The organism is Vibrio sp. nBUS_14, from assembly GCF_051201655.1.
Taxonomy (GTDB): domain Bacteria; phylum Pseudomonadota; class Gammaproteobacteria; order Enterobacterales; family Vibrionaceae; genus Vibrio.
The window spans coordinates 2,710,210-2,724,117 of sequence record NZ_CP179206.1; the positions used below are offsets into that span (position 1 = coordinate 2,710,210).

The window sequence follows — 13,908 nt, forward strand, 5'->3', positions numbered from 1 at the left end:
CTTTTATAAAGTTGGCTTTACCATAAAACCGAGTTTAGATAACGGCGTTAAATTACAAGATTCGTCGCCCGTTAACTCGACTGCACTGTACTCTCTGCGGTCCCAATATTCTTTACGCATCTTGTCAAAAGAACCCGGCGTAGAGATATTGCGACGGAATAAGGCGTCGTCTTTGCGCACATCATAGATCAACTGAGTCAAATTGTGCAGTGTTGCTTCATCCCAAGCTCTATCTAATTTCATTTGAGGAACAGGCGCAATAGGAAGTAAGTCACTCGCATAAGCACGTAACTCGTTGCCTAAAAACTCACAATAGCTGTTAAAGATCATGGTAGTACCACGCGCTTTACCTTCTAAACCGTAGCCAGCAACGTGTGGAGTTGCAAAGGCCAACAGTGGAAGCAATTCCATATCAACTTCTGGTTCAAATTCGAATACGTCTAACGCTGCAGTGAAACCATCGGCTTTTTGCAGACGAGCTTTCAACGCTTGGTTGTCGACAATCGGGCCACGCGCCGCATTAATTAGGATTTGATCTGCACGGAAGTTATTGAGCACTTTTTCGTTGATCATGTGGTGCGTTGGAAATTCGCCCGTCTTGGTGATAGGTGTATGCAAAGTAACTACGTCAGATTGTTCTAACAACGTTTCAAGGTCGGTGAACTCACGAGCATCACCCTCTTGTTGTTTTAGAGGATCGTTTAGCAGTACTTTGATACCAATACCTTCAAGGCATTTTGCTAAGTAACTACCCACTTGACCAGCACCAACAATACCTACGGTTTTGTCAAAAACAGAAAAGCCTTGTTGCTGAGCCAGCACCATCATCGCACTAAACGCATACTCAGCCACACCCACCTTGTTACAGCCAGGCGCTGCGGTGAAGAAAATGCCACGCTCTTTCATCAATTCTTGGTCAACGTGATCCATACCCGCCGTTGCGGTTCCAACAAACTTAAGCTTGTTCGCTTTGCTGATCAGCGCTTCATTGACCTTAGTCACCGAGCGAATCATCAGAGCATCTACGTCAACAAGATCGTCAGCGGTTAGCGTTCGACCGGACTTCATTGTCACTTCACCTAGCTGGCTAAAAAGCGCTTCAGCATAAGGCATATTTTCATCGATTAAGATTTTCATTGGGAAGGTACTTTCGTTGGGGTCTGTCGACCTTAAATGTGAATTGAAATGATTGTGCAAAATTCCACACACGGTGTCGAGTAGCAATTGGAATACATTATGAATAAAGGGCTAAATCACCTAACGTGCACAAGCAAGAACAGAATAAGAGTAGAGACCCAAAATCAAAAGGCTAAATCAGAAAGCCAAAACGAAAAATGCCCGATTGAATAAACAATCGGGCAAACATCCAGAACAAAAGGATCCTATCTCGCTCTCCAGGAGACAGAGTCTTGCGTCTGTTCAACCAGTACTAACCAAAGTTACTACTAGTCAAGCTCTGGAAACCTTTCAACTTTTAAAACTAAGCTTAAAAGCTATTTTTCTAAAGCGAAGCTTAAAAAAACTATGTTTAAAAAGCTGTGTTCTGATGGTCATGATTACTGGGTGATCTGTGCGTGTTGAATCTGCACTCACATCACCCATTAACGATTAACCTTTTATTAATTTAACCTTGGCTTCAATTAGCCTTGGTATTTTTTGATTACTAGCGTTGCGTTCGTACCACCGAAACCAAAGCTGTTAGACATAACCGTTGTTAGCTCTTGTTCACGAGCTTCCGTTACGATGTCTAGGCCTGCGCCTGCTTCGTCTAGGTTTGCAACGTTAATGCTTGGTGCGATAAAGCCGTTATCAAGCATTAGTGTTGAGTAAATTGCTTCGTGTACACCAGCTGCACCTAGAGCGTGACCTGTCATCGCTTTAGTTGCTGAGATTGCTGGGCTGTTGCCGCCAAAGACTTCTTGGATTGCGCCAAGTTCTTTAACGTCACCAACAGGAGTTGAAGTACCGTGAGTGTTCACGTAGTCAACACCGTCAACGTTTTGCATTGCCATCTTCATACAACGAACCGCGCCTTCACCAGAAGGAGCAACCATGTCGTAGCCATCTGAAGTTGCGCCGTAACCCACGATCTCGCCGTAGATTTTTGCGCCACGAGCAACAGCGTGCTCAAGTTCTTCGATAACTAGCATGCCGCCGCCACCAGAGATAACGAAACCGTCACGGTCTGCATCGTAAGTACGAGAAGCCAATTCTGGAGTGTCGTTGTACTTAGTAGAAAGTGCGCCCATTGCGTCGAACATCATAGTCAGAGACCAATCCAGTTCTTCACCGCCACCAGCGAAGACAACGTCTTGTTTACCCAGTTGGATAAGCTCCATTGCGTGACCAATACAGTGTGCAGATGTCGCACATGCAGAACTCATAGAGTAGTTCACGCCACGGATTTTGAATGGTGTAGCAAGACAAGCAGAAACCGTAGAAGCCATTGTACGTGGAACCATGTATGGACCAACGCGCTTAACGCCTTTTTCACGGATGATGTCTACAGCGTTAACTTGGTTTAGAGATGAAGCACCACCTGAACCCGCAACGATACCTGTGCGGTCATTAGATACTTGATCTTCAGTTAAGCCAGAGTCAGCAATTGCTTGCTCCATTGAAAGATATGCGAATGCCGCTGCATCACCCATAAAGCGCATTTTTTTGCGATCGATATGGTCAGCAGGGTTCATTTTCAGGTTACCCCAAACTTGAGAGCGCAAGCCATTTTCCTTGAACTGCTCTGAAGCGGTAATACCTGATTTACCCTCTTTCAGTGATGCTAAAACTTCTTCGACGTTGTTACCGATACTTGAAACAATACCCATACCGGTGATTACGACTCGTTTCATGTGACATTCCTATAATTCTAAATTCAGCTAGATGATAACTAAGAAGCCTAACAAAAGTGGTCAGCTTTCCTAGAAATTCGTACAATCCCTACCAACATATCGCTTCAAATCACAAAATGATAGATTTTATGACTTCAATTACTAATGCAGAACTGGAATGGAATGAGTCTGGCACGCCAGTTTCAGACCAATTTGACGACGTTTACTTCTCTAATGTTAACGGTTTAGAAGAAACTCGCTACGTCTTTTTAAAACAAAACCACCTTCCAGAGCGTTGGGTTGAACATCAACAACGCCGTTTTGTGATTGCTGAAACCGGTTTTGGTACCGGTTTAAACTTTCTCGCAGTCTGGCAATGGTTCGATGCTTTTCTTAAAGATAACCCACAAGCGATGACCAAAGAGTTACATTTCATCAGTTTTGAAAAATATCCTTTAGATAAAGATGATCTGATAAAAGCGCATCAATCTTGGCCAGAATTAGCCCAGTATGCGACGCAACTCCAAGAACACTATCCGATTGCCCTACCTGAATGTCACCGCATTGTGTTGGGCGATGGCGCGATCACACTCGATTTATGGTTTGGTGATATTAAAGATTGTATGCCAAACGTGCCTACCCCGCAGGAGGGTTTGGTTGACGCTTGGTTCTTAGATGGCTTTGCGCCAAGTAAGAACCCTGAAATGTGGAATCAGAACCTATTCAACGGCATGGCCAAACTGGCAAAACAAGATTGCAGCTGTGCAACGTTTACTGCTGCCGGTTTTGTTCGCCGCGGTTTAATCGAAGCTGGCTTTGCAATGAAAAAAGTTAAAGGCTTTGGTACTAAGCGGGAAATGATTGCTGGCCGACTCGATAAGAAGCACGCTCATACCAACATCAAACCTTGGTATGACTTGGCTCAACACAGCGATTCACAAGATATCGCCATTATCGGTGGTGGTGTTGCCAGTGCTGCGCTTGCCAAAACATTAAGCCGACGCGGTAAAGACATCACGCTTTATTGCGAACACCTACAAGCCGCTGGAAATGCCTCTGGTAACAACCAAGGTGCCATTTATCCGCTACTCAGCGAAGCGACATCTAATGTATCAAGAGTATTTGGCCCTGGCTTATTGTTTGCCCGCCAATTTATTAATCAAGCAGCACAATCGGTGAACTTTGATCACCGCTGGTGTGGCGTGAATATTTTGATGTGGGATGAAAGTTCAACCAAAAAGCTCAACCGTATGTTGGAAGGCAATTTCCACACAGATTTGATTCAGCGTTTAACGCCAGAGCAAGCGAACGAAAAGATTGGCTTACCGGTTGATAAAGAGAGTGTTTACTTCCCATTGGGTGGTTGGTTAAGCCCTCTTCAACTTACTCAAGGTTTGATTGGTGAGTTAGAAGAAACCAACCAAGTAAGCGCACATTATCAACACCAAGTGACGCAACTTGAGTGGTTAGAAGCAGAGCAACAATGGCTACTAATCATTGAGACACCTCAAGGTGAGATTCAAACTAAGCATGACCAAGTAGTTGTCGCGAATGGACACAAGTTCACTCAATTTGAACAAACTCGTCCCGTACCTCTGACGCCCGTTAAAGGGCAAGTGAGTCATATCCCGACCACAGAAAATCTCAGCCAGCTAAAAACGGTGTTGTGCTTTGATGGCTACCTAACGCAACAAAACCCAAATAACGGCCACCACTGTATTGGCGCTAATTACGATAAAACCAATATCGACCAAGAATTTGATATTGAGGTTCAGCAACATAATGGCGAGCGCTTACACGGGTCGCTACCAGAACAAGCGTGGACCAAAGATGTCGATACCAGTGGCAACTTAGCGCGCCAAGGTATCCGCAGCGTGAGTCGAGATCACCTACCTTTCGTCGGTAATGTGGGCGATTTTGAATCCATCAAAGAACAATATCAGAATCTGCACAACTTTAATCCGCAGCGTGATGCTATCGACAGTATCGAACCTGTTACCAGCTATCCGAACTTGTTCTGCTTTATCGGTTTAGGTTCGCGTGGTTTGAGCTCGACCCCTCTTTTAGCTGAAGTCTTAGCTTCACAAATTTGTGGCGATCCTCTACCTCTTCCAGTTGATGTGCTCGAAGCCATTCATCCAAGTCGAATGTGGATTAGAAGATTACGTAAAGGCAAAGCGTTAACAGAAGGTTGGGTTTCAACGAAACAAGTCAGTGCGGAATAGTCGATTCTAGACTGGTTCTAAATATTCATATAAGTGTTAGTACAACCCAAACAAAAAAGCCCGAGCATCTCTCAATGCTCGGGCTTTGTTTTTCTAATCTTGTTTACGTCGCTACTTCTTACTCTAAAGCATATTTTGCAGCTATACGCTTTACTTTCCGCTTTTACAGCTTAGCAATCGCGTCTTTAATTTGTGCGGCAATCTCTTCATTGCTGATTGAACCCGACTCAAAATCAAAATTATCGTAGAAGCTAGGTACTGACAACGATGCTTTAACATTACCACCAAAGTATGGCGCTGAACCTGTCGCTGCGCCAAGTACTGTTTGTGCGCCGCCTGGGCCTGGAGATGTCGCTAGGTAAACCGCAGGTTTCTCACCAAACACTGAACGTTCTATACGTGTCGCCCAGTCAAATAGGTTTTTGTACGCTGCTGGATAATGACCGTTGTGCTCAGAAAAAGAGATAACAAATGCGTCCGCTTCTGCTAAGTCACGCAAGAATGCTTGAGCGCCTTCCGCTTGGCCAATCTCTTTTTCAGTGTCTTCACTGAACATAGGAACGTTGTAATCGTTGATGTTTAAAACTTTGACTTCAGCACCTTCAATCAAGTTAGCTGCGTAAGTTGCTAGAGTTTTGTTGATAGAGGTAGAGCTGGTGCTTGCGCCGAATGCGATAACTTTCATGATGTGACCTTTTCTGTGATTCCGTTAAGTAGGATTAGAATAACGTAGTCAGAAAATGGAACCATCACGAGGATTGAACGGACTCATTCAAAAATTTCGAACGAGTCTTAAATAATACCAATCACAGTAAGTAAATGTTCAAAAATAGCGCAGGGAAAAGGCTTGAGAGCAAGGCGGAATTTTCGATAAGTAGTTATTCTACAATCAAAAATTCTAACGCCGTTATCGAGACTTTTAACCAGCTAGGTTGACCGGTTATTTACTGCGATTGGTATAAATATTCGCTCAGCAAAATGGAAAGGAAGAGACTGAGCGGCTAACGATAAATGACGAGCAGTTACGCTTGGTTTTGCAGCTCAACCCAAAGGTCATTAACGATCGTGCGATCGGCTGGCGTTAATTCAGAACGCGCATCTTCTAGGCTCTTCTCAATACGCAATTTCACTTCTGCAACGTCTTCAATGCCGTCTTCTTCACATGAAGCTACTGAAAGAGAAATATGACCACGTAAGTAACCACCAGCAAACAGTTCATCATCTGATGCGTTTTCAATGCGAGCATCAATTACTTCAAGTAGTTTTTCTTCAAATTCGATAATCATAATATTCTCTTATTTCACAATAAATTGGCTAGCACATAAAGGTTCTACATCGTAGAAGCTGCGCAATGCTTCAGAGAGCATTTTTACGCGAGGCGGAAGGCCAGCTTCAAAGATACCCATGACTTCGCTGTGTACTTTATTCATAAAGGCCAAACGATCTGGCTCAAAATCGCCGTGTAGATTGTCACAGCTGACATTAAAAGGAAAGCCTCCGCTCGTCGCAATGATCCATTCATACGCTTGCGGGCGAATTTCTACTTTTTCAAACTCAGCTTGAACCGACTCAGTGCGACCATCAGGCTCATACCAATAGCCAAAATCTTCCAGTAAACGACGCTCAGGGCCAGCAACACACCAGTGCGCTATTTCGTGCAGCGCAGAAGCGTAAAAGCCGCGTGCGAAGACAATTCTGTGGTGTGGGATATCATCATCGGCAGGTAAGTAAATAGGCTCGTCAGCGCCTAGCTCCAATTTAGTATTAAAGCTGCTATAAAAAGTCTGATTAAAAATATCGATAATGTCGGAATATTGGTGCGTCATAAAGCTTGCTTGAAATGAAATAAACACGCGTATTTTGCTTTGTTTTGTCGGCTTGGTAAAGCCCCTATCAGGCGTAATGTTAACGGTACCAGAGCTCTCCACCAGCACAAAGCCACCTACCTCTGCGATAGATAACCCCAAGTTACTCCAATTAATTACTTCAGCTAATCTGAAACCTCGATTCACGGTACAAATATTCATTCGTCAAAGCCCGTTTTTACTACTACACTCGCGCTTCATTTTTATATCCCCAAGGCCTATAACTCTCAAATTTATAGACCTAAATAATAGAGCTACAGCAATGCTACTAAGTGTTTTGTATATCATTGGCATCACGGCAGAAGCCATGACCGGCGCTCTCAGCGCTGGCAAACAAAAAATGGATTGGTTTGGTGTAATGCTGGTTGCGAGTGCAACAGCAATCGGCGGCGGTACAGTACGAGATATCCTACTTGGCCATTACCCTCTAGGTTGGGTTGAAAACCCAGAGTACCTTGCGATCACCTGTGTGGCAGGTGTCATCACGACCGGACTCGCTAAATGGGTAATCAAGCTAAAAGGGTTATTCATTCGTTTGGATGCGCTGGGGCTTATCGTATTCAGTATTATTGGTACTAAAGTAGCTATGAACATGGGTCTGCACCCTATGATTTGTATGGTGTCTGCATTGGTCACTGGCGTGTTTGGTGGCCTGCTGCGCGATCTTATCTGTCGTCAAACGCCATTGGTTCTGCATGAAGAGTTGTACGCATCTGTCGCCCTTGTCGCTTCAGGTTTATATCTCGGCTTGCTTGAGATTGGCATTAACGACGTAACAGCAACGATTGTTACGCTTGTGGCTGGCTACTTGCTACGTATGGCTGCCGTGAGATTCAAATGGCGCTTGCCTTCGTTCCAGCTTGATCCGGAAAGCTCTGTGCATTAGATATTCTCACTGACGCAGAATATAAAAAGGGTTGCTTCATTACGAAGCAACCCTTTTTTGTTTCTATTAAATCAGTTTCAATTCTGTTCTGAATAAAACGAAGCTGAACTAGATTTTTGGCGTTTCCGTTGTCACACCAAAGTTTTGACCACGGTGACGTAGCAAGTGATCAAGCAAAACAATCGCCAGCATCGCTTCTGCGATAGGCACTGCACGAATACCAACACATGGATCGTGACGACCTTTAGTGATTAGCTGCGTTGCCTCACCATCTTTAGTGATGGTGTCACCAGGAACAGTAATGCTTGATGTTGGCTTAAGTGCAATACTTGCCACAATATCTTGGCCAGTAGAAATACCGCCTAAGATACCGCCAGCGTGATTGCTGCTGAAGCCTTCTGGAGTTAATGGATCACGGTGTTCACTACCGCGCTGATTAACTACGTCGAAGCCATCACCAATCTCAACACCTTTCACCGCATTGATGCTCATTAGAGCGTGCGCGATGTCTGCATCTAGGCGATCAAAGATTGGCTCGCCAAGGCCTACAGGCACTTTAGTCGCAACCACTTGAATCTTCGCACCGATCGAGTTGCCTTCTTTTAGCAAGTCACGAATCAGTTGGTCAAATTCCGGTACTTTGTCGGCATCAGGACAGAAGAAAGCGTTGTTTTCGATCTCATTCCAGTCCACTTTATCAATTGAGATATCACCCATTTGAGAAAGATAAGCTTGGATTTCAACACCAAATTCTTGTTTCAGGTATTTCTTCGCAATCGCACCTGCCGCAACACGCATTGCAGTTTCACGAGCCGAAGAGCGACCACCACCTCGGTAATCACGCACACCGTACTTTTGATGGTAGGTATAATCAGCGTGGCCTGGGCGGAACTTGTCTTTAATTTCGGAATAGTCTTTAGAGCGTTGGTCTGTGTTTTCAATCAATAGACCAATAGAAGTACCCGTAGTTTGGCCTTCAAATACACCTGATAAGATTTTCACTTCATCCGCTTCACGGCGAGCCGTTGTATAACGAGAAGTACCTGGGCGACGACGATCCAAATCTCTTTGAAGGTCTGCTTCGGTAATTTCTAATCCTGGTGGGCACCCATCTACGATACATCCTAGTGCGATACCGTGACTTTCTCCGAACGTGGTCACGCGGAAATGTTGTCCGATACTGTTTCCTGCCATTACTTCCTCTAAATCAGCCATCAGCAGAAGGTTTGATTCCTAAACCCGCCGGTGAACAGCTTTACTTGTCTATTCTTCGTAATTTCATAGTGGCTTTATTACCAAATGATGTAAACCCCAAAAAAGGAACAATTTTAACTTTCTATTACATAAGCCGAATGAAATGAATAACGAAGGAAAATGAGTAGCGCTTTAAGAGAAGTACTTTTAGTATCATAGAAAAGCAAAAAACCCGACAACTCAGAGAGTTATCGGGTTTCTTTAAATAGTGGTACGCCCTGAAGGATTCGAACCTTCGACCACCTCCTTAGAAGGGAGGTGCTCTATCCAGCTGAGCTAAGGGCGCGCTACAGGAAAAGATTATACGAATTCGAATCAGTAAAGCAACGGCTTTATGTAACATTCTGATCCAAGTGAGTAAAAAAAGGGCAATGAGATTATAAGTGTTGGAAAATAGACCAAAGCAAACGTTTGCTTGATGGTAATCAAAAAGATTTTCTGGAATAATGCTCCCAAAACATCAGCCACTAACTTGAATATCAATACTAAGGAAATTCATGACTGCTCAAAATATTGATGGAAAGCTAATTTCTCAAACCGTTCGCTCTGAAGTTGCGGCACGTGTAAAAGCTCGAACTCAAGCTGGATTACGCGCTCCGGGCCTAGCGGTAGTTTTAGTGGGTGAAGACCCTGCCTCTCAGGTTTATGTTGGAAGTAAGCGTAAAGCGTGTCAAGAAGTAGGCTTTGTTTCAAAGTCTTTTGATTTACCAGCGACGGCGACAGAAAATGATCTGCTAACGCTCGTCGACCAATTAAATGAAGACCCTGAGATTGATGGCATCTTAGTTCAACTACCTTTGCCTGCTGGTATTGATACCACTCACGTTCTTGAGCGCATCACGCCAGAGAAAGACGTTGATGGCTTCCACCCATACAACGTAGGCCGTTTGGCTCAACGTATGCCTAAGCTACGATCTTGTACGCCTAAAGGCATCATCACACTGCTTGACCGTTACAACATCGACTTACGTGGTAAGCACGCAGTTGTTGTTGGCGCATCAAACATCGTAGGTCGCCCAATGACCCTAGAGCTTCTTCTAGCAGGTTGCACGACAACGACATGTCACCGCTTCACCAAAGACCTTGAAGGTCATGTACGTCAAGCCGATGTTGTGGTGGTAGCCGTTGGTAAGCCTAACTTCATTCCTGGCGCTTGGATTAAGAAAGGTGCTGTTGTGGTCGATGTAGGCATCAACCGTTTGGAATCTGGCAAACTCGTTGGCGACGTTGAATACGATGTCGCGAAAGAGAGCGCAAGCTTCATCACACCGGTTCCAGGTGGTGTTGGTCCAATGACAGTAGCGAGCCTAATCGAGAACACCATGATCGCTTGTGAGCAATTTCACTCGAAGTAATTTGCGAACGACAGTCTCGGTAACAATACCGTTGGCATGGATTGCCTAAACCAAAAGTAGAATTAGAAAGACGCAGCGTTAAAACGTTGCGGCTTTTTTGATACTGCACTATTCGTTTTTGATACAAAGTGGCTCGCTTTTGATAGAGAGCACCCGCTATTTATCTGGAGTACAAACTCTTTCCGTTGGATCCGAAGGCGGCAATAAACTAATGATCGCGCACTCAGTTGATATAAGTTTTTCCAAATCAGAACCTTGTGTCACTAAACGGAAGTCACCGCCAATAATCACACCCAGTAGAATCGCTTTAGGATACAGCGCATTAAACTCATTAAGGTTAAATGCTTCAGTCAAGCCCGTGCTCTTAATTTGGCTACCTTGAGCCATAAAGGAGTTAAGCTAGGAATAGGTAATTCCTTCCGAAAACAGACTTCTGTTGCCATCTCGGCTCACTGAATGCCTTTCGTGTTTAGTTTCTGTCGATTCAAGCTCAAACACCTTATTTTCACCGAACTCATCTTGATAATGCATGCTGACTAATGGGTTGATTTGACGATAAGGCGAGACTATCATGGCGCGCCCTATTCCATCCAGCTCCAGATTATTTTCCGCGTGACTTGAGGCTGGGTTACCAAAATAGACATTCAAGTTATCCATACGCGCCAAACGAATGCTTTCCCAGTTGGTATCAGCAAGCACACTGTTGATGTTGTGTGTCGCCAGCACCTTGGCAAACTGTCTTGCAAAATGAGTCGCGCCAAAGAAGAGCACCCCTTGCGCTTTATCTTGCGTCACACCCAACCTTCTTGCCCACCAACTTGCGGTAAGGCTCTGAATAACAACCGTACCGATGATGACCAAGAACACCATTGGCACCAGTAGATCAGCCCCTTCAATCAATTGCTTCTCTTGAAGCTTGATAGCAAATAGAGAAGAAACCGCAGCCGCGACGATCCCGCGAGGTGCCATCCAACTCAAAAACCATTTATCTGCTGGGGTAAGATCCGTGCCGATCCCGCTGATCCACACACTCAGAGGACGAGCCACCAGCATAACGACCGCTAATAAGCCAATACCGCCCCAACCTATCGAGAGGAAAGTCCCAGAATCGAGTCGACTCGCCAATAAGATAAACAAAGCGGAAATGAGTAACACGGTTAAGGTCTCTTTGAACTCAATAATATCTTCAAGATCCAAGCATTTCACGTTGGCGAGCCAGATACCCATGATGGTCACGGTTAATAGGCCAGACTCTTCACTCAGATCATTAGAAAAAGAGAACGCCGCCAACATCAACGTTAGGACTGCCACATTACGCAAATAGTGCGGAACCCAATGTCCTTGAAGCATCTTGGCAATCAAATAGCCACCGATGATCCCTAAGCCTAAACCGATGGCTAGAGTCAGCCCCAAGGCCGACAGTACATGGCTGGTAGGATCGGCTGAAGAGACAATGTATTCGTAAACGAGAACGGCAAACAGAGCGCCAATCGGGTCAATCACTATCCCTTCCCAGCGCAAGATACTGCCTAACGAAGATTTGGGTTGAATGCTGCGCAGCATGGGAACAATAACGGTTGGCCCCGTGACCACCACTAAGGCGGCAAACAACGCGGCTAATGGCCAGCTGAAATCCACAAAATAATAAGCACCAACGACAATGCACGCCCAAGTAATCAGCATGCCAAAACTCACGAGGTGCGTCACCATGCGACCATGACCTCTTATTTCCTTGAAATTCAGGGTCAATGCACCTTCAAACAGAATAATAGCGACACCTAATGAAATCAGCGGAAATAGCACATCCCCAAAAATGGCGTCGGGATTAAGGATGTTGAGACCGGGACCTAAAAGTAAGCCGACAATAAGAAGAGGAAGAATAGCAGGAAGACGCAAGCGCCAACCTAACAATTGACACGTTAAAGACAGCAGTCCAATTAACGCCAAGGATGAAGTAATCGACAAATCCATTTGTGCCCCTAAAAAATTCGTACCACACCTTGAGATACAAACCTATTTGCTGAAACAAGAAAGCCTATGTAATTAAACTATAGGCTCTCTTTTTCATGCTAACCGAATATTAGTATGATTAATCAGTAACTTTACTATGGGGAAATAAAGTGACTGATTCATCCACTCTGTACTTATCATCTAGTTACAGAGAAAGCACCACGCCAGCAATCGCTGCGCTCATTAAGTTAGCAAGCACACCCGCACAAATCGCTTTAAAGCCGTATTGTGAGATGAAAGAGCGACGCTCTGGAACTAAGCTACCCAAACCACCAATCAGAATGGCCATCGTTGAGATGTTGGCAAAACCACATAGTGCAAAAGTAACGATCGCTTTTGAGTGCTCACTCAGTGCATCTTTCACGTCCATTAACTGGATGAAAGCCACAAATTCATTCACAACGATTTTATTACCGATCAGCGAGCCTGCAACCACAGCCTCAGACCACGGCACACCGATCAGCCATGCAACGGGTGCGAACACATAACCTAGGATAAGTTCGAAGCTTAGGTTTACGCCAAACCAACCACCAACAATACCTAATAAGCCATTCAGCATCGCAATCACACTGATAAAGGCCAGAAGTGTCGCACCCACTGCAACGGCAATACGAAGTCCAGACATAGCCCCATCAGCCATTGCCTCGACGACGTTTGTTGCTCGTGGAATTTCAACGTCAGACTCAATATTTTCTTGAGCCTCATCTGCATTACCTGGTACCAAAATCTTGGCCATCAATAGACCTGCAGGCGCAGACATGAATGCCGCTGCAATCAGGTAGTTCAAATCAACACCAAGCGATGCATAACCCACTAACGTACCACCAGCTACAGAAGCCAAACCACACACCATTACGGCAAACAGTTGTGAATCCGTCATATGCTTCAAGTAAGGCTTAACCACCAATGGCGCTTCGATCATGCCAACAAAGATGTTTGCCGTTGCAGACAGTGACTCCGCACGACCTGTACCTAAGAACTTTTGCAAAGCACCGCCGATAAGGTTGATCACCTTTGGCATAAAGCCGATGTGGTACAAGCCTGAAATCAGTGCAGAGAAAAAGATAATGATGCCGAGAACGTTAATAGCGAAAACAAATCCGTTATTCGTGAGGCCACCAAATAGGAAGTTAATCCCCTCTTGACCGTAGTTGATCAAGCTAGACACCGCACCAGTAGCTGCATTCAGCGCTTCTTTACCCATCGGCACATAAAGAACCAATAGCGCGAATGAGATTTGCAGTAAGAAAGCCAAAGAGACGGTTCTTAGCGGAATATTTTTTCTGTCCGTAGATAGTAACCAAGCAGCTACTAAAATAGTGATAATTCCAAGTAGGGAAGCCATATGCGTCAACCTAAAAGTTGTAGGTAGGAAAGGCGACGCATTGTATAGAGGAAATCGTTTGCGGCAAGGTGCGGTTGTTAATGTGATGTTGGGATTATCACTGCCTCACCTATGATTATATTAAAGCATTGAATTTT

The 13,908-nt window shown here is 44.8% G+C and carries 10 protein-coding genes, 1 tRNA gene and 1 pseudogene; 3 read left to right on the plus strand and 9 right to left on the minus strand.

The genetic code is table 11. The features are described from left to right. Positions 1–3: 3 nt before the first annotated feature. Positions 4–1,137: a 4-phosphoerythronate dehydrogenase gene (locus ACMAZD_RS12720; RefSeq protein WP_435247504.1), complete on the minus strand. Its 1,134-nt coding sequence runs from the start codon at positions 1,135–1,137 to the stop codon at positions 4–6. 503 nt (positions 1,138–1,640) lie between these two features. Beyond that, positions 1,641–2,852, minus strand: a complete 1,212-nt coding sequence (gene fabB, locus ACMAZD_RS12725) for a beta-ketoacyl-ACP synthase I (RefSeq protein ID WP_010436883.1) — start codon at positions 2,850–2,852, stop codon at positions 1,641–1,643. A 56-nt stretch (positions 2,853–2,908) separates the two neighbouring features. On the opposite strand from fabB, the gene mnmC reads away from it, so the two are divergent. Then, positions 2,909–5,056, plus strand: coding sequence for a bifunctional tRNA (5-methylaminomethyl-2-thiouridine)(34)-methyltransferase MnmD/FAD-dependent 5-carboxymethylaminomethyl-2-thiouridine(34) oxidoreductase MnmC (mnmC, locus tag ACMAZD_RS12730; protein WP_435247505.1), 2,148 nt, complete (start codon positions 2,909–2,911; stop codon positions 5,054–5,056). Positions 5,057–5,219: 163 nt separating this feature from the next. On the opposite strand, the gene ACMAZD_RS12735 is transcribed toward mnmC, so the two are convergent. The 3 genes from ACMAZD_RS12735 to ACMAZD_RS12745 all read right to left on the minus strand — a co-directional run bounded on the left by ACMAZD_RS12735 (position 5,220) and on the right by ACMAZD_RS12745 (position 6,882). Continuing rightward, positions 5,220–5,741, minus strand: coding sequence for an NADPH-dependent FMN reductase (locus tag ACMAZD_RS12735; RefSeq protein WP_435247506.1), 522 nt, complete (start codon positions 5,739–5,741; stop codon positions 5,220–5,222). A 337-nt stretch (positions 5,742–6,078) separates the two neighbouring features. Beyond that, on the minus strand, positions 6,079–6,342 hold the full coding sequence (locus tag ACMAZD_RS12740; protein ID WP_004734185.1) for a YfcL family protein: 264 nt from the start codon (positions 6,340–6,342) through the stop codon (positions 6,079–6,081). 9 nt (positions 6,343–6,351) lie between these two features. Beyond that, positions 6,352–6,882, minus strand: a complete 531-nt coding sequence (locus ACMAZD_RS12745) for an elongation factor P hydroxylase (RefSeq protein ID WP_435249373.1) — start codon at positions 6,880–6,882, stop codon at positions 6,352–6,354. 301 nt (positions 6,883–7,183) lie between these two features. On the opposite strand from ACMAZD_RS12745, the gene ACMAZD_RS12750 reads away from it, so the two are divergent. After that, entirely contained in the window at positions 7,184–7,807 is a 624-nt protein-coding gene (locus ACMAZD_RS12750) for a trimeric intracellular cation channel family protein (RefSeq protein WP_435247507.1), read from the plus strand. Positions 7,808–7,915: 108 nt separating this feature from the next. Here the strand turns inward: ACMAZD_RS12750 and aroC are convergent, their stop codons facing one another. Both aroC and ACMAZD_RS12760 read right to left on the minus strand, forming a co-directional pair. Continuing rightward, positions 7,916–9,001, minus strand: coding sequence for a chorismate synthase (aroC, locus tag ACMAZD_RS12755; RefSeq protein WP_004734182.1), 1,086 nt, complete (start codon positions 8,999–9,001; stop codon positions 7,916–7,918). Positions 9,002–9,270: 269 nt separating this feature from the next. Then, a tRNA-Arg gene (locus tag ACMAZD_RS12760) sits at positions 9,271–9,347 on the minus strand. Between the two features lie 211 nt (positions 9,348–9,558). On the opposite strand from ACMAZD_RS12760, the gene folD reads away from it, so the two are divergent. Then, a complete protein-coding gene (gene folD, locus ACMAZD_RS12765; RefSeq protein ID WP_102267229.1) occupies positions 9,559–10,416 on the plus strand; it encodes a bifunctional methylenetetrahydrofolate dehydrogenase/methenyltetrahydrofolate cyclohydrolase FolD in 858 nt (285 codons plus the stop codon). A 156-nt stretch (positions 10,417–10,572) separates the two neighbouring features. On the opposite strand, the pseudogene ACMAZD_RS12770 reads toward folD, so the two are convergent. Then, a pseudogene (locus tag ACMAZD_RS12770) lies at positions 10,573–12,387 on the minus strand (cation:proton antiporter). A gap of 184 nt (positions 12,388–12,571) precedes the next feature. Further along, on the minus strand, positions 12,572–13,771 hold the full coding sequence (locus ACMAZD_RS12775; RefSeq protein WP_017110312.1) for a NupC/NupG family nucleoside CNT transporter: 1,200 nt from the start codon (positions 13,769–13,771) through the stop codon (positions 12,572–12,574). Between the last annotated feature and the right edge of the window lie 137 nt (positions 13,772–13,908).

Bases quoted from the DNA above. Each gene is read 5' to 3' on its own strand.
- ACMAZD_RS12740 (WP_004734185.1), bottom strand. From the start codon at position 6,342: ATGATTATCGAATTTGAAGAAAAACTACTTGAAGTAATTGATGCTCGC.
- ACMAZD_RS12750 (WP_435247507.1), top strand. From the start codon at position 7,184: ATGCTACTAAGTGTTTTGTATATCATTGGCATCACGGCAGAAGCCATG.
- ACMAZD_RS12720 (WP_435247504.1), bottom strand. From the start codon at position 1,137: ATGAAAATCTTAATCGATGAAAATATGCCTTATGCTGAAGCGCTTTTT.
- aroC (WP_004734182.1), bottom strand. From the start codon at position 9,001: ATGGCAGGAAACAGTATCGGACAACATTTCCGCGTGACCACGTTCGGA.
- fabB (WP_010436883.1), bottom strand. From the start codon at position 2,852: ATGAAACGAGTCGTAATCACCGGTATGGGTATTGTTTCAAGTATCGGT.
- ACMAZD_RS12745 (WP_435249373.1), bottom strand. From the start codon at position 6,882: ATGACGCACCAATATTCCGACATTATCGATATTTTTAATCAGACTTTT.
- folD (WP_102267229.1), top strand. From the start codon at position 9,559: ATGACTGCTCAAAATATTGATGGAAAGCTAATTTCTCAAACCGTTCGC.
- ACMAZD_RS12735 (WP_435247506.1), bottom strand. From the start codon at position 5,741: ATGAAAGTTATCGCATTCGGCGCAAGCACCAGCTCTACCTCTATCAAC.
- ACMAZD_RS12775 (WP_017110312.1), bottom strand. From the start codon at position 13,771: ATGGCTTCCCTACTTGGAATTATCACTATTTTAGTAGCTGCTTGGTTA.